Raw genomic sequence first — 15,142 nt, 5'->3', positions numbered from 1 at the left:
GCCGTACCTATGCGCCACGCTGAAGGAGCCCGCGGTGAGTGCTGACCCGACACAGGTGCTCGCCTTCGAGACCGATTGCCACATCTTCGACGGTTGTGGTTTCCCGGCACCCGGCCTGCACTCGTTCCTGTTCGAGCCCCTCTGGGGCGACGCGGACAGCAACCTGTACTTCAACAAGCCGATGCTGCTGGCCCTGCTCGGCTCGATCATCGTCGTCGGTTTCTTCTGGGCCGCCTTCCGTAAGCCGAAGGTTGTTCCGGGCAAGCTGCAGATGGTCGCCGAGACCGGCTACGACTTCATCCGTCGCGGCATCGTCTACGAGACGATCGGCAAGCGTGAGGGCGAGAAGTACGTCCCGCTCGTGGTCTCGCTGTTCTTCTTCGTCTGGATGATGAACCTCTGGTCGATCATCCCGGTCGCGCAGTTCCCGGTGACGTCGATCATCGCGTACCCGATCGTGCTGGCCCTGATCGTGTACGTCCTGTGGGTCAGCCTGACCTTCAAGCGGCACGGATTCGTGGGCGGCTTCAAGAACATCACCGGCTACGACAAGTCGCTCGGCCCGGTGCTCCCGCTGGCCATGCTCATCGAGTTCTTCTCGAACCTGCTGGTCCGCCCCTTCACCCACGCGGTCCGACTCTTCGCGAACATGTTTGCAGGGCACACGCTGCTGCTGCTGTTCACGATCGCCAGCTGGTACCTGCTCAACGGCATCGGGATCGCCTACGCGGGCGTCTCCTTTGTGATGGTCATCGTGATGACCGCGTTCGAGCTCTTCATCCAGGCGCTGCAGGCGTACGTCTTCGTGCTCCTGACCTGCACCTTCATCCAGGGCGCGCTCGCCAAGCACCACTGAGCATCTCGCGCTCCGACCCTTATTCGTCCGGTGGCCAACCCCCACCGGTCCTTGAAAGAGAAGGAAGACTGGCATGTCCCAGACCCTCGCCGCTGTCACCGGCGACCTGAAGGCTCTCGGCTCCATCGGTTACGGCCTCGCCGCCATCGGTCCCGGCGTCGGCGTCGGCATCATCTTCGGTAACGGCACCCAGGCCCTCGCCCGCCAGCCCGAGGCCGCTGGCCTCATCCGCGCCAACCAGATCCTCGGCTTCGCCTTCTGTGAGGCGCTCGCCCTGATCGGTCTGGTCATGCCGTTCGTCTACGGTTCCTGATCTTCAGGCCGACGAACAGTAAACCGAGACGAAAGGCACTGATGTGAGCCAGTTGCTTACGGTCGCGGCCGAGACGGAAAACCCTCTCGTCCCGCCGATCCCCGAGCTCGTCATCGGCCTCATCGCCTTCCTCATCGTCTTCGGCTTCCTCGCCAAGAAGCTCCTCCCGAACATCAACAAGGTTCTGGACGAGCGCCGCGAGGCCATCGAAGGCGGTATCGAGAAGGCCGATGCGGCCCAGATCGAGGCCCAGAGTGTTCTTGAGCAGTACAAGGCTCAGCTCGCCGAGGCCCGTCACGAGGCCGCGCGCCTGCGCCAGGAGGCACAGGAGCAGGGCGCCGTGATCCTGCAGGAGATGCGGGCGGAAGGCCAGCGGCAGCGCGAGGAGATCATCGCTGCCGGCCACGCCCAGATCGAGGCCGACCGCAAGGCTGCGGCCGCTGCGCTGCGTCAGGACGTGGGCAAGCTCGCCACCGACCTGGCCGGCAAGCTCGTCGGCGAGTCCCTCGAGGACCACGCCCGGCAGAGCGGCACCGTCGACCGTTTCCTCGATGAGCTCGAGGCGAAGGCCGAGGCTGTCCGATGAACGGCGCGAGCCGCGAGGCACTGGCTGCCGCACGTGAGCGTCTCGACGCGCTGACCGACAGCACGTCGGTCGACGTGGCGAAGCTCGCCGAGGAGCTGGCCGCCGTCACGGCGCTGCTCCAGCGCGAGGTCTCACTGCGGCGGGTCCTGACCGACCCGTCGCAGGCAGGCGAGGCCAAGGCGGAGCTGGCCGGACGGCTGCTGCGCGGCCAGGTGGGCGGCGAGACCGTCGACCTGGTCTCCGGCATGGTCCGCTCCCGCTGGTCGCAGTCGCGTGACCTGGTCGACTCGGTCGAGGAGCTGGCGAACATCGCAGACCTCACCGCCGCCCAGCGCAGCGGAGACCTCGACGACGTCGAGGACGAGCTGTTCCGGTTCGGCCGGATCGTGGCTTCCGACAGGGAGCTGCGCGCCGCGCTCACCAACCGGTCCGCGTCCACCGCCGCCAAGCGCGAGCTGCTGGGCAGCCTGCTCGGCGGCAAGGCGCGGCCCGTCACCGAGCGCGTCGTCGTGCGGCTTGTGACCCAGCCCCGGGGACGTAGCCTGGAAGCGGGACTCGAGTCCCTCTCCAAGCTTGCCGCGGAGCGCCGGGACCGCATGGTCGCCGTGGTCACGTCGGCAGTGCCGCTGAGTGATCAGCAGAAGCAGCGCCTCGGTGCCGCACTGGCGAAGATCTACGGTCGGCCGATGCACCTGAACCTCGATGTGGACCCGACGGTCCTCGGCGGGATCGCGGTGCGGGTCGGTGACGAGTTGATCAACGGCACCATCGCGGAGCGCCTCGACGAGGCGACCCGTCGCATGGCCGGCTGACGCAGCGCAGCAACAGAACAAGCAAGACCAGCGGCCCGGTTGGGCCGTGCAGAAATTGCAGAAGATTCCTGGGGGTCGGCCCCCAGACCCCCTTAAGAAACTTCGGGCCCAACAAGGAGAGCAGGGAACCCAGATGGCGGAGCTCACGATCCGGCCGGAGGAGATCCGGGACGCGCTGGAGAACTTTGTCCAGTCGTACAAGCCGGACGCGGCCTCGCGCGAGGAGGTCGGTACGGTCAGCGTTGCCGGCGACGGCATCGCGAAGGTCGAGGGTCTTCCCTCGGCCATGGCGAACGAGCTGCTGAAGTTCGAGGACGGAACCCTCGGTCTCGCCCTCAACCTCGAGGAGCGCGAGATCGGTGCGATCGTTCTCGGCGAGTTCAGCGGAATCGAGGAGGGCCAGCCGGTGCAGCGCACCGGTGAGGTGCTCTCCGTCGGCGTCGGCGAGGGTTACCTCGGCCGCGTCGTCGACCCGCTCGGCAACCCGATCGACGGTCTCGGCGAGATCGCGACCGACAGCCGCCGCGCCCTCGAGCTGCAGGCCCCTGGCGTCATGGTCCGTAAGTCGGTGCACGAGCCGATGCAGACCGGCTACAAGGCCGTCGACGCGATGGTGCCGATCGGCCGTGGCCAGCGTCAGCTGATCATTGGTGACCGTCAGACGGGTAAGACCGCTCTGGCCGTCGACACGATCATCAACCAGCGCGACAACTGGCGCTCGGGCGACGTGAACAAGCAGGTGCGCTGCATCTACGTCGCGATCGGTCAGAAGGGCTCCACCATCGCCTCCGTGCGCGGTGCCCTCGAAGAGGCCGGCGCGCTCGAGTACACGACCATCGTCGCCGCCCCGGCGTCCGACCCGGCCGGCTTCAAGTACCTCGCGCCGTACACCGGTTCGGCCATCGGTCAGCACTGGATGTACCAGGGCAAGCACGTCCTGATCATCTTCGACGACCTTTCGAAGCAGGCCGACGCCTACCGCGCCGTGTCGCTGCTGCTGCGCCGTCCGCCGGGCCGTGAGGCCTACCCGGGCGACGTCTTCTACCTCCACTCGCGTCTGCTGGAGCGCTGCGCGAAGCTCTCCGACGAGATGGGTGCCGGCTCGATGACGGGCCTCCCGATCGTCGAGACCAAGGCGAACGACGTGTCGGCGTTCATCCCGACCAACGTCATCTCCATCACCGACGGTCAGTGCTTCCTGGAGTCCGACCTGTTCAACGCCGGCCAGCGTCCGGCCCTGAACGTCGGTATCTCGGTCTCCCGCGTCGGTGGCTCCGCCCAGCACAAGGCCATGAAGCAGGTTTCCGGCCGTCTCCGTGTGGACCTCGCCCAGTTCCGCGAGCTGGAGGCGTTCGCCGCCTTCGGTTCCGACCTGGACGCGGCCTCGAAGGCGTCGCTGGAGCGCGGTAAGCGCATGGTCGAGCTGCTGAAGCAGGGCCAGTACCAGCCGATGCCCGTCGAGGAGCAGGTCGTCTCCGTCTGGGCCGGTACCACCGGCAAGATGGACGACGTCCCGGTCGAGGACATCCGTCGCTTCGAGAGCGAGCTGCTGGAGTACCTGCGCCGCGAGCGCAAGGAGCTCCTGACCAGCATCGCCGAGGGCGGCAAGATGTCCGACGACACGCTGCAGTCGATCGCCGACGCGATCGCCGCCTTCAAGCAGCAGTTCGAGACCTCGGACGGCAAGCTCCTGGGCGAGGGCTGATCGATGGGCGCTCAGCTTCGCGTTTACAAGCGCCGCATTCGCTCCGTCACCGCCACGAAGAAGATCACCAAGGCGATGGAGATGATCGCCGCTTCGCGCATCGTCAAGGCGCAGCGCCAAGTGGCGGCGTCGACGCCGTACGCGACCGAGCTCACCCGCGCGGTGACCGCGGTGGCGACCGGCTCCACCACCAAGCACCCGCTGACCACCGAGGCCGACGCTCCGGCGCGGGCCGCGATCCTGCTCATCACGAGCGACCGCGGTCTGGCCGGCGGTTACTCCGCCAACGCCATCAAGGCGGCGGAGCGACTGACCGAGCGTCTGCGCGGTGAGGGCAAGGAGGTCGTCACGTATGTGATCGGCCGCAAGGGTGTCGCCTACTACGGCTTCCGTGAGCGCAAGGTCGCGGACTCGTGGACCGGCTTCACCGACAGCCCGACGTACGCGGATGCGAAGCGGGCTGCGGCCCCGCTGATCGAAGCGGTCACCCAGGAGACCGCCGAGGGCGGCGTGGACGAGCTGCACATCGTCTTCACTGAGTTCGTGTCGATGATGACGCAGAACCCGGTGGACAACCGGATGCTGCCGCTCAGCCTCGACATGACGAAGACCGAAGAGGGCAAGGGCGAGATCCTGCCGCTCTTCGACTTCGAGCCGTCGGCGGAGGACGTCCTCGACGCCCTGCTTCCGCGGTACGTCGAGAGCCGGATCTACAACGCACTGCTGCAGGCCGCTGCTTCCGAGCACGCTGCCCGCCGCCGCGCGATGAAGTCGGCCACCGACAACGCCGGAGATCTCATCAAGAGCCTCTCCCGGCTTGCCAACGCGGCCCGCCAGGCCGAAATCACCCAGGAAATCAGCGAGATCGTCGGTGGTGCCAGTGCGCTGGCCGACGCGACCGCGGGGAGTGACAAGTAATGACGACCACAGTTGAGACGGCCGTTGCCACGGGCCGCGTCGCCCGGGTCATCGGCCCGGTCGTCGACGTGGAGTTCCCCGTCGACGCAATGCCGGAGATCTACAACGCGCTGACTGTCCAGGTGGCCGACCCGGCCGAGGACGGCAAGATCAAGAAGCTGACGCTCGAGGTCGCCCAGCACCTCGGCGACGGCGTGGTTCGTGCGATCTCGATGCAGCCCACCGACGGTCTGGTCCGCCAGGCCCCGGTGACCAACACGGGCGCGGGCATCACGGTGCCGGTCGGCGACATCACCAAGGGCAAGGTGTTCAACACCCTCGGTGAGATCCTGAACAAGCCGGAGGCCGAGTCCGAGGTCACCGAGCGCTGGCCGATCCACCGCAAGGCGCCCAGCTTCGACCAGCTCGAGTCCAAGACCGAGATGTTCGAGACCGGCGTCAAGGTCATCGACCTTCTCACCCCGTACGTCAAGGGTGGAAAGATCGGTCTGTTCGGTGGTGCCGGTGTCGGCAAGACCGTTCTGATCCAGGAAATGATCTACCGCGTCGCCAACAACCACGACGGTGTGTCGGTGTTCGCGGGCGTCGGTGAGCGCACCCGTGAGGGCAACGACCTCATCGAGGAAATGGCCGAGTCGGGCGTCATCGACAAGACCGCCCTTGTCTTCGGTCAGATGGACGAGCCCCCGGGCACCCGTCTGCGGGTCGCGCTTGCCGGTCTGACCATGGCGGAGTACTTCCGCGATGTGCAGAAGCAGGACGTGCTCTTCTTCATCGACAACATCTTCCGTTACACCCAGGCCGGCTCCGAGGTCTCCACGCTGCTCGGCCGTATGCCGTCCGCGGTGGGTTACCAGCCGAACCTGGCCGACGAGATGGGTCTGCTGCAGGAGCGCATCACGTCGACCCGCGGTCACTCGATCACCTCGATGCAGGCGATCTACGTTCCCGCGGACGACCTGACCGACCCGGCGCCGGCGACCACCTTCGCCCACCTGGACGCGACGACCGTTCTGTCGCGTCCGATCTCGGAGAAGGGCATCTACCCGGCGGTCGACCCGCTGGACTCGACGTCCCGCATCCTGGACCCGCGCTACATCGCGGCGGACCACTACGAGGCCGCCATGCGTGTCAAGGGGATCCTCCAGAAGTACAAGGACCTCCAGGACATCATCGCGATCCTCGGTATCGACGAGCTGGGCGAGGAGGACAAGCTCGTTGTCCACCGTGCCCGTCGTGTCGAGCGCTTCCTGTCGCAGAACACCCACGTCGCCAAGCAGTTCACCGGCGTGGACGGTTCGGATGTGCCGCTCGAGGAGTCGATCGCCGCGTTCAACTCGATCTGCGACGGTGAGTACGACCACTTCCCGGAGCAGGCGTTCTTCATGTGCGGTGGCATTGAGGACCTCAAGGCCAACGCCAAGGAGCTCGGCGTCTCCTGAGCCCATGGCTCACCGAGGGGGGCGGGTGCGTCCCGTCCCCCTCACCACGCCCCGTAGAATTGACCCAACACCCGGCTGCAACGGCCGGGTGGTGACCCGAGGAGCCACTCTTGGCTGCTGAGCTGCACGTCGAGCTGGTCGCCGCGGACCGCAGTGTCTGGTCCGGCGAGGCCACCCTGGTCGTCGCGCGTACCACGTCCGGCGACATCGGCGTCATGCCCGGTCACCAGCCGCTTCTCGGTGTGCTGGAGTCGGGCCCGGTGACGATCCGTACGAGCGAGGGGCCAACCGTAGTCGCGGCTGTGCACGGCGGTTTCATCTCGTTCGCGGACGACAAGCTGTCGCTGCTGGCGGAGATCGCCGAGCTGGCGGACGAGATCGATGTCCAGCGCGCCGAGCGTGCGCTGGAGCGTGCGAAGTCGGAGACGGACGGTGGCGCCGAGCGTCGCGCCGAGGTCCGACTCCGTGCGGTGGCGGTGCGTTAAGCACCCCGCCGAATGTTTTTATCCTCAGCCGCGGCCCGAGCTGGATCTCTCCAGACCGTGCCGCGGCTGAGGCGATGCAGGTGCAGGTGCAGTCCGGGTGGTATCCGTTACTCGACGATGCGAGGAGGTCGGTGGAGATGGTCCTCGCTTTGTGGGTGTGCGGCCTGGTCGTCGTACTGGTCGCGATGGGTCTCTTCGTCTTCGGCCTGCGCCGGCGGCTGATTCAGCGATCCGGCGGCACGTTCGACTGCAGCGTGCGGTGGAACGTGTCGGCCGAGCCCGATCTCTCGGGCAAGGGCTGGGTGTACGGCGTCGCCCGGTACAGCGGCGACAGGATCGACTGGTTCCGGGTCTTCTCGTACGCTCCCCGGCCCCGCCGGGTTCTTGAGCGTTCCGCGATCGAGGTGGTCGCCCGGCGGCTGCCCGAGGGCGAGGAGGAGCTGGCGCTGCTCTCCGACGCCGTGGTGCTCGGCTGTCTCCACCGCGAGACCCGCCTGGAGTTGGCGATGAGCGAGGACGCCCTCACCGGATTTCTCGCCTGGCTGGAGGCGGCACCGCCCGGCCAGCGAGTCAATGTTGCTTGAGAAAGGGCCTCGCCGGTAACGGGTCCCCCGGATGAGGTCCGGGGAGGGCGAACCTGGCCCGAGGCCCCTTCTGCCGGAGGGGCCCCTTATGTACGGGCACGACCACGGGCACAAAGAGGAACCGGGGAGACAGGGGGCGGACCTGTCTCCCCGGCTGCTTTTCGGGATTGAGCGCTGTTCTGCACGAGGACCGCGGTGACTACCTCAGGCCGCTGTCGATCGCGCTGACGAGTTCACCGTTGCTGGTGTCCCCGCTGAATTCCCAGAAGAACGCCCCCTTGAGGCCCTGGTTCTTCACGTAGGTCATCTTTCCGGCGATGGTGGCCGGGGTGTCGTAGCTCCACCAGTTGCTGCCGCACTTGGCGTAGGCGGTGCCCGCGATGGTGCCGGTGGACGGGCAGCTGGTCTTGAGCACCTTGTAGTCCTCGATGCCCTGCTCGTACTTGCCGGGCGCGGGACCGGTCGCCGTGCCGCCCGGGGTGGCCTGGGTGACGCCGGTCCAGCCGCGCCCGTAGAAGCCGATGCCGAGGTTCAGCTTGCTGCCCGCGATGCCCTTGCCCTTGAGCTTGGTGATCGCGGCGTCGCTGTTGTAGCCGTCCAGCGGGATGCCGCTGTACGAGGTGAGCGGGGAGTGCGGGGCGGTCGGTCCGTCCGCGTCCCAGGCGCCGAAGAAGTCGTACGTCATCACGTTGTACCAGTCGACGTACTGTGCCGCGCCCGCGTAGTCGGTCGCGTCGATCTTGCCGCCCGACGAGGCGTCGGCGGTGATCGCCGCAGTGACCAGGTTGGAGCTGCCGAACTTCGTCCGCAGCGCGGAGACCACGTTCTTGAAGGCCGCGGCGCCGCTGCTGTCACAGGACAGGCCGCAGGCGTTGGGGTACTCCCAGTCGATGTCGATGCCGTCGAAGACATCGGCCCAGCGCGGGTCTTCGACCAGGTTGTAGCAGGAGTTGGCGAAGGCGGTGGGGTTCTGCGCGGCCTGGGTGAAGCCGCCGGACCAGGTCCAGCCGCCGAAGGACCAGAGGACCTTGAGGCCCGGGTGCTTCTTCTTCAGCTCGCGCAGCTGGTTGATGTTGCCGGCCACCGGCTGGTCCCACGTGTCGGCGGTGCCGTCGACGCTGGAGGCCGCGTCGTAGGTCTTCTGGTAAGCGGCGTAGGCGTCGCCGATCGCGCACTGGCCGCCGGTGACGTTGCCGAAGGAGTAGTTGATGTGCGTGATCTTGGCGGCGCTGCCGCTGGTCTCCAGGTTCTTGACGTGGAAGTTGCGGTCGTAGACGCCCCACTCGGTGAAGTAACCGAGCTTGACCTTGCCGCCGGGATCGGGGTTTCCTCCGCCGCCCGTGGTGTGTACGGCCACCGAGCCGCTGGCCGGGCCCGTCTGGTCGGCGGTGTCACGCGCCTGGATCGTGTACGAGTAGTCGCTGCCGGCGGTCAGTCCGCTGTCGGTGTAGGTCAGGCCGGTGACCGTGGTGACCTTGTTGCCGTTGCGCAACACGTCGTAGTTCTTGATGCCGTTGTCGTCGGTGGCGGCGGTCCAGGTGAGCTTCACACCGGTGTCGGTGATGTTGCTCGCGGTCGGAGTGCCGGGTGCGGAGGGGGCGTTGTCGCCGGGGACGCTGCCGCCGTCACAGGAGGCGCCGTTCACCTTGCAGCCGGTGGGGGCGCCGGGGCCGGCGCCGTTGAAGCCGAAGCTGACGCTGGCGCCGGGGGCGACCGCACCGTTCCAGCCGACGTTCTTTGCGGTCCAGTGGGTTCCGGAGCTGGTGACAGTGGCGTCCCAGGCGGACGTGACCGACGTGCCGGAGGGGAAGTCCCACTCGATGGTCCAGGAACTCAGGGCGGTGGTACCGGTGTTCTTCACCGTCCACTGGCCCTCGAAGCCGGTGCCCCAGTCGGACTTCTTGACGTAGGTGGCGGTCGCCGAGGTGGCGGCCTGGGCCGGGGTGGCCAGTCCGACCATTGCGGCGAGGGGGAGCAGTAGTGCGGTGAGGCCCGCCATCGCCTTCGTACGGGTGGTGGTGGCCAGGCCGAATCTGAATCTGGTTCGACGTAGGGGGGTTTCGGTGCTCAACGGTGCTCCTCGGGTGAGGTCCGGACAAACGGGGGTGGTCCGTGGACTGCAACCCTGCGCCGCCCTGAGCACGCTTTGTCATGGCGCGCTCACCGCAGTGTGTTCGGTGAGGTTAGGAAGGTCTGGACCAATCGTCAAGAGGTCTGGACCAAAGATCGGAACTAAACCTCACATGCCCAAGTCCTGTGTCGGAAGCGCCGCTTGGGGCCGGTCGCGCAGCCCGAGTGTCCCGGCAACCGGCTGACGTGCCCTTCAATCGAGCGGAATGGGCCCGCCCGGCGGCTGAGCACATCTGCCGAGCCGGACGGACCCCCTTCCTACCGCTTGCCGCCCGGCACCCACAGCACGTCGCCGACTTCCTTGTTCGCCGTCCTCGCCAGGATGAACAGAAGGTCGGAGAGGCGGTTGAGGTAGGTCGCCGTCAGTGCGTTCATCACGTCACCGTGCACCTCCAGCGCCGCCCAGGTGGACCGCTCGGCACGCCGGACCACCGTGCACGCCTGGTGGAGCAGCGCCGCCCCCGGCGTACCGCCCGGCAGGATGAAGCTCCGCAGCTTCTCCAGGTGCTCCAGGAAGTGGTCGCAGTCCGCCTCCAGCCTGTCGACGTAGTTCTGCTCGACCCGCAGCGGCGGATACTTCGGCTTCTCGGCGACCGGCGTCGACAGATCCGCGCCCACGTCGAACAGGTCGTTCTGCACGCGGACGAGGACCTTCACGACCTCCTCCGGCAATTGGCCGAGCGCGATCGCCGTACCGATGACGGCGTTGGCCTCATTGGTGTCCGCGTACGCCGAGATCCGCAGATCGGTCTTGGCAGTGCGGCTCATGTCCCCGAGGGCGGTGGTGCCCTGGTCGCCGGTACGGGTATAGATGCGTGTCAGATTGACCATGCGGCCGAGCCTATCCGGGCCCGTTCCCGCTCCGGCGGTCCGGAACGCGGGCGGACGCGCACACCACGAGGACTTCACGGCTTCCTCGGCGGCAGGGTGCTCAACTGCGCGCGGCGCGCCACCGAATGACGTGAACCGGTGTGATGTCCGTCATGTGAGACGTGACGCGTATCTCTTCGCCGCCCCAGCGCGCCTCACGGGTACTAATCTCCGCCGGAGAGCATGTGAACAAGCGTTACGAATATGTCCGGGGAGCCGTCGTGGACGTCGGCCGTCGAGGACTGACACAAAGGGGTGCGAACGTGGCCAGGAAGCTTGCCGTCATCGGGGCCGGACTCATGGGGTCCGGTATCGCGCAGGTCTCCGCCCAGGCGGGCTGGGACGTCGTGCTGCGTGATGTCACCGACGAGGCCCTGGCCCGTGGGCGCGACAGCATCAAGGCCTCGTACGACAAGTTCGTCTCCAAGGGCAAGCTGGAGGCGGCCGACGCCGACGCCGCGCTGGCCCGCATCACCACGACCACCGACCTCGACGCGGTCGCCGACGCGGATGTCGTCGTCGAGGCCGTCTTCGAGAAGCTCGAGGTCAAGCACGAGATCTTCCGAGCCCTCGACAAGATCGTGCGCGACGACGCCGTCCTCGCCTCGAACACCTCCGCCATCCCGATCACCAAGATCGCGGCCGTCACGGAGCGTCCGGAGCGCGTCGTCGGTGTGCACTTCTTCTCGCCGGTCCCGATGATGCAGCTCTGCGAGCTGGTGCGCGGCTACAAGACGAGCGACGAAACGCTCGCCACCGCACGGGAGTTCGCCGAGTCCGTCGGCAAGACCTGCATCGTCGTCAACCGTGACGTCGCCGGGTTCGTCACCACCCGGCTGATCTCGGCGCTGGTCGTCGAGGCCGCCAAGCTGTACGAGTCGGGCGTCGCCACGGCCGAGGACATCGACATCGCCTGCAAGCTGGGCTTCGGCCACGCCATGGGCCCGCTCGCGACGGCGGACCTCACCGGCGTCGACATCCTGCTGCACGCCACGTCCAACATCTACACCGAGTCGCAGGACGAGAAGTTTGCCGCACCCGAGCTGATGCGCCGGATGGTCGATGCAGGTGACATCGGCCGCAAGAGCGGGCAGGGCTTCTACACCTACTGATCGTTCTCGGCCCCTGGGCGACTGATCTGCCGTCGATCACGCCCGGGGGAGACGGGGGTCACTCCCCGGCTGCGGTGGTCCTTGAGCGGGCCGTTGTCACTCCACGGAGTGAATTCGGTATCGGTTCGCTTACAGACGGAAACTTCCCTGTCGTTGCCGCAGTCAGTTGTGGCAGAGACGGAAACAGACAGACGACCGTGCCATGGAGCATTTCCGGGGAGCGAATATGCACATCAGGGGCGACCATGCCGAGCTGGTCGTCGGGGGCCGCCTCGACGTCCGAAGCGCGGCGGACGCCCGTACGGTCCTGCATTCGGCCCTTGACGACGGGGTCGGCGACCTGATTCTCGACCTGACCGAGCTGGACTCCTGGGACGCCACCGGTCTCGGTGTCATCATGGGCGCGCACCGCCGGGCCGGGCGGGCCGGACGGCGGCTGGTGCTCCGAGGTGTGCCGCCACAGATGCAGCGCCTGCTGGTGGCGACGAGACTGCACCGCATTCTGGCGATCGAAGGCGGAATCGCCGCGGACTCCCTGCCGCGGGTTTAGCACGGGCGTAGGGGCGCTCGTCCTCTCGCCAAAACCCGCACAATCCTCACGAGACCGTGACGTCCTGGACGGCGCGGCACCCCGATGGTTTGTAGATACTGTGCGAAGGTTTAGGGTTCGGCCGTCCGCCGATTGACGGAACCCATGCGGCGGACACCGGACCAGAAGCGACAGCAGGGCGTGCGAGGCCGGGAGGGGCAACCGTGCGCGACGCGTCTGGGGGGTTTGGCGATGGACTCGACACACCGGGGGCCGGAAGTTTTCGGCCATGACAATGACGGCTACGGCGAGGACACCGGCCGACGGCGGTCCCGCGACCCGCTCACCGAATTCGGTCAGCAGTTGGTGCAGCAGGCTCGCGTCGTGCAGCTCTTTCCCGGCGACTTCCTCCTCACCGTCAACCCGGTCGACGGCAGCGAGGTCGAGCTGTGCCCGCCGGGGGAGCAGCCCGCCACTCCGGTCCGCCGCACTCCCGCCGAGCGCATCGACCGCGAGCGCGCCGCCGCACCACCCGTACCGCCGGGACCTCCCTCCCCCCAACTGCCGCTCCTGGAGCGTGCGGAGGAGCGTGAGCGGCTGGTGCGCCTGCTGGCGCGCGGCCGCTCGGTGCGGCTCACCGGGCCGGCCGGATCCGGACGCACCGCGCTGCTGAACGCCGTCGCAGCCGACTGTGTGGACCTCGCACCGGACGGAGTCGTACGGCTCTCCGGCCACAAGCGCACCGCCACTGACCTGTTGTACGGGCTCTACGAGGCGGTCCTCGACGCACCGCTGCTGCGCCCCGACCGCGCCGCCCTCCTCGAAAAGGTCCGGGGCATCGGGGCCGTCGTCGTCCTCGACGACCTGGAGTTCGGCGGGGCCGGGCTGGAGGAGCTGCTCGACGCGACGCCGGAGTGCGCGTTCCTGCTCGCCGCGACACCCGACGTCGCCGCACCCACCGCCGACTCGCACCTCGAAGAGGTCTTCCTCGCCGGGCTGGGCCGCAGCGCCTCGGTCGACCTGCTGGAACAGGTCGTCGAGCGGTCGCTCACCGAGGACGAGGCGAACTGGGCGGGCGACCTCTGGTTCGAGTCCGAGGGGCTGCCGCTGCGCTTCGTCCAGGCGGGCGCCCTGCTGCGCCAGCGCGACATGCTGCGCACCGACCCCACCGCGTACGACGAGCACGGCTACTTCGACGGCCGGCCCGTCGACGATTCCTTCGACGCCTTCGGCCAGGACGCCGACGCCGACGGCCACGACATACCGCTGCCCAGCCTCGGCGAGGGCGCCGCGCCCGCCGCGCTGCTCGCCTCCCGGCTCAGCGAGCCCGCGCGCGACACCCTGCACTTCGCGGTCGCACTCGGCGGCGAGGTGCCCCACCAGGCGCATCTGCCGGCCCTTGTGGGGGACACCCACGCCGATGCCGCGCTCGGCGAGCTGGCCGGCTGCGGACTGCTCTCCCCGGCCGGTTCCCGATACCGGCTGGCCGCCGGTGTCCTCGCCCAGCTGGAGGCCGCCGGATACGGCGAGGACGCGGCCGACCGGGCCCGTACGGCGGCCCAGCACTACGCCTGGTGGTCCGGGCATCCCTCGGTCACCCCTGCCCGCGCGGTCGCCGAGGCCGACGCGATCATCGCGGCCATGACCCAGCTGGTCCCCGGCGACGGGGCCGGACAGACCAGCGCAGCCGTGCTGCTGGCCCGCAGCGCGGCCCCCGCCTTCGCCGCCGGGCTGCACTGGGGCGGCTGGGAGAAGGCTCTGCGGCTCGGCCAGGAGGCTGCCAGGATCGCCGGTGAGGTCGCCGAAGAGGCCTACTTCCACCACGAGTTGGGCGTCCTCGCGCTCTGCACCGGCAATCTCGACCGGGCCAGGGCCGAACTGGAGGCCTCGATCGGTATGCGCGGCGCGCTCGCCGACAAGTCCGGGGCGGTGGCCGGACGCCGCGCGCTCGCCCTGGTCGCCGACCGCTCCGGCGGACAGGTGTCCGGCGGCCGCCCGTCGGGCGAGGAGGTGCCGGCCGCGCGGTACGAGGAGTCGCCGCGGCTGCCCGTCGCCATACCGGTGGGCGGGCCGAAGACCGCGCCGCGTACGTCCGAGGACGAAACCGCGCTGATATCCCGGGTCGCCCCGGCGGCAGGCACTGGTGGGTCCGGCGGCCGCAAGGCTGCGCTGCTGGGCGGCGCCCGGCGCAATCTCGTCGCGGCGGGCGCGGGTGCCGCGCTGGTCGCTGTGCTCGGCACGGTGGTGACGCTCGGCATGACGTCCAGCAGCGACGCCCGGGACGGCGGCGGCGTCACGACCGAGCAGCCGGCCGACGAGGGCGACGGCGACAGCGGGCTCCCGGCCGACGAGCCGACGGACGCCTCGACACCGGGCAAGGCCTCGTCCAGCGGAAGTCCCTCGTCGCCGGGGCCGTCCGGCAGCCGGAGCACCCCGAGCGGCAGCGGTGCGCCGTCCACGGGATCGACCGGGCCGAGCGACAGCCCGTCGTCATCGGGCAGACCGTCGACCGGGAGGCCCAGCACACCGGGCACGCCCACCAAGTCGCCGACCAAGTCCCCCACCAAGCCTCCGAGCGGGACACCCACGCAGTCCCCGACCCCGACCCCGACGGACAGCCCCAGCCCGACCGAGACACAACCGGAACCGACCACGCCGGACACGTCCGTCTCGGCGAGCGGTCCGTCGGCGACGACGAGCGAGTCCGGCACCACGGCGGAGCCGACGGTGGCCTGAGACGGGACCCGTACGAACAGGCACCCGTACGCGCAAGGCCCCGGACCGCCGATGTGCGGTCCGG

14 protein-coding genes are annotated in these 15,142 nt (G+C 68.5%); 12 read left to right on the top strand and 2 right to left on the bottom strand.

The genetic code is table 11. The features are described from left to right. Positions 1–34 precede the first annotated feature (34 nt). The 9 genes from atpB to OHA03_RS06895 all read left to right on the top strand — a co-directional run bounded on the left by atpB (position 35) and on the right by OHA03_RS06895 (position 7,701). Entirely contained in the window at positions 35–856 is an 822-nt protein-coding gene (atpB, locus tag OHA03_RS06935) for a F0F1 ATP synthase subunit A (RefSeq protein ID WP_267001784.1), read from the top strand. A 73-nt stretch (positions 857–929) separates the two neighbouring features. Next, a complete protein-coding gene (locus OHA03_RS06930; RefSeq protein ID WP_005311859.1) occupies positions 930–1,169 on the top strand; it encodes an ATP synthase subunit C in 240 nt (79 codons plus the stop codon). A 43-nt stretch (positions 1,170–1,212) separates the two neighbouring features. After that, complete coding sequence (locus tag OHA03_RS06925; protein WP_267001782.1) at positions 1,213–1,755, top strand: F0F1 ATP synthase subunit B; 543 nt, start codon at positions 1,213–1,215, stop codon at positions 1,753–1,755. Next, on the top strand, positions 1,752–2,567 hold the full coding sequence (locus tag OHA03_RS06920) for a F0F1 ATP synthase subunit delta (RefSeq protein ID WP_267001780.1): 816 nt from the start codon (positions 1,752–1,754) through the stop codon (positions 2,565–2,567). Before OHA03_RS06925 ends, OHA03_RS06920 begins: the two co-directional genes overlap by 4 nt. Positions 2,568–2,700: 133 nt before the next feature. Next, positions 2,701–4,272 carry a F0F1 ATP synthase subunit alpha gene (gene atpA / locus OHA03_RS06915; protein ID WP_267001778.1) on the top strand — a complete coding sequence of 524 codons (1,572 nt, stop codon included), beginning with the start codon at positions 2,701–2,703 and terminating at the stop codon, positions 4,270–4,272. Positions 4,273–4,275: 3 nt separating this feature from the next. Then, entirely contained in the window at positions 4,276–5,190 is a 915-nt protein-coding gene (locus OHA03_RS06910; RefSeq protein ID WP_267001776.1) for a F0F1 ATP synthase subunit gamma, read from the top strand. Continuing rightward, on the top strand, positions 5,190–6,632 hold the full coding sequence (gene atpD, locus OHA03_RS06905) for a F0F1 ATP synthase subunit beta (RefSeq protein WP_267001774.1): 1,443 nt from the start codon (positions 5,190–5,192) through the stop codon (positions 6,630–6,632). The genes OHA03_RS06910 and atpD overlap by 1 nt, the downstream gene beginning before the upstream one ends. Before the next feature lie 110 nt (positions 6,633–6,742). Then, the gene (locus OHA03_RS06900; protein WP_267001772.1) at positions 6,743–7,117 is read left to right on the top strand and encodes a F0F1 ATP synthase subunit epsilon; all 375 of its coding nucleotides are present in this window, start codon (positions 6,743–6,745) and stop codon (positions 7,115–7,117) included. Positions 7,118–7,254: 137 nt separating this feature from the next. Then, entirely contained in the window at positions 7,255–7,701 is a 447-nt protein-coding gene (locus tag OHA03_RS06895; RefSeq protein WP_267001770.1) for a DUF2550 domain-containing protein, read from the top strand. A 199-nt stretch (positions 7,702–7,900) separates the two neighbouring features. Here OHA03_RS06895 and OHA03_RS06890 read toward each other — a convergent pair whose 3' ends face one another. Both OHA03_RS06890 and OHA03_RS06885 read right to left on the bottom strand, forming a co-directional pair. Then, positions 7,901–9,772 carry a glycoside hydrolase family 18 chitinase gene (locus tag OHA03_RS06890; protein ID WP_267001768.1) on the bottom strand — a complete coding sequence of 624 codons (1,872 nt, stop codon included), beginning with the start codon at positions 9,770–9,772 and terminating at the stop codon, positions 7,901–7,903. Between the two features lie 317 nt (positions 9,773–10,089). After that, positions 10,090–10,662 carry a cob(I)yrinic acid a,c-diamide adenosyltransferase gene (locus tag OHA03_RS06885; protein ID WP_267001766.1) on the bottom strand — a complete coding sequence of 191 codons (573 nt, stop codon included), beginning with the start codon at positions 10,660–10,662 and terminating at the stop codon, positions 10,090–10,092. A gap of 302 nt (positions 10,663–10,964) precedes the next feature. Between OHA03_RS06885 and OHA03_RS06880 the strand changes: the two genes are divergently transcribed. The 3 genes from OHA03_RS06880 (at position 10,965) to OHA03_RS06870 (ending at position 15,078) form a co-directional block, all read left to right on the top strand. Further along, on the top strand, positions 10,965–11,813 hold the full coding sequence (locus OHA03_RS06880; protein ID WP_267001764.1) for a 3-hydroxyacyl-CoA dehydrogenase family protein: 849 nt from the start codon (positions 10,965–10,967) through the stop codon (positions 11,811–11,813). 226 nt (positions 11,814–12,039) lie between these two features. Further along, a complete protein-coding gene (locus OHA03_RS06875; RefSeq protein ID WP_030916001.1) occupies positions 12,040–12,363 on the top strand; it encodes an STAS domain-containing protein in 324 nt (107 codons plus the stop codon). 231 nt (positions 12,364–12,594) lie between these two features. Further along, positions 12,595–15,078, top strand: a complete 2,484-nt coding sequence (locus tag OHA03_RS06870) for an ATP-binding protein (RefSeq protein ID WP_267001761.1) — start codon at positions 12,595–12,597, stop codon at positions 15,076–15,078. The last annotated feature ends 64 nt before the right edge of the window (positions 15,079–15,142 follow it).

It is taken from the genome of Streptomyces sp. NBC_00154 (assembly GCF_026342835.1).
Lineage (GTDB): Bacteria > Actinomycetota > Actinomycetes > Streptomycetales > Streptomycetaceae > Streptomyces.
This window is presented reverse-complemented; position numbering and strand designations above follow the sequence as displayed.

Coding starts and splice junctions, on each gene's coding strand:
- OHA03_RS06920 (WP_267001780.1), top strand. CDS start 1,752: ATGAACGGCGCGAGCCGCGAGGCACTGGCTGCCGCACGTGAGCGTCTC.
- OHA03_RS06930 (WP_005311859.1), top strand. CDS start 930: ATGTCCCAGACCCTCGCCGCTGTCACCGGCGACCTGAAGGCTCTCGGC.
- OHA03_RS06875 (WP_030916001.1), top strand. CDS start 12,040: ATGCACATCAGGGGCGACCATGCCGAGCTGGTCGTCGGGGGCCGCCTC.
- atpD (WP_267001774.1), top strand. CDS start 5,190: ATGACGACCACAGTTGAGACGGCCGTTGCCACGGGCCGCGTCGCCCGG.
- OHA03_RS06895 (WP_267001770.1), top strand. CDS start 7,255: ATGGTCCTCGCTTTGTGGGTGTGCGGCCTGGTCGTCGTACTGGTCGCG.
- OHA03_RS06910 (WP_267001776.1), top strand. CDS start 4,276: ATGGGCGCTCAGCTTCGCGTTTACAAGCGCCGCATTCGCTCCGTCACC.
- OHA03_RS06885 (WP_267001766.1), bottom strand. CDS start 10,662: ATGGTCAATCTGACACGCATCTATACCCGTACCGGCGACCAGGGCACC.
- atpA (WP_267001778.1), top strand. CDS start 2,701: ATGGCGGAGCTCACGATCCGGCCGGAGGAGATCCGGGACGCGCTGGAG.
- OHA03_RS06870 (WP_267001761.1), top strand. CDS start 12,595: ATGGACTCGACACACCGGGGGCCGGAAGTTTTCGGCCATGACAATGAC.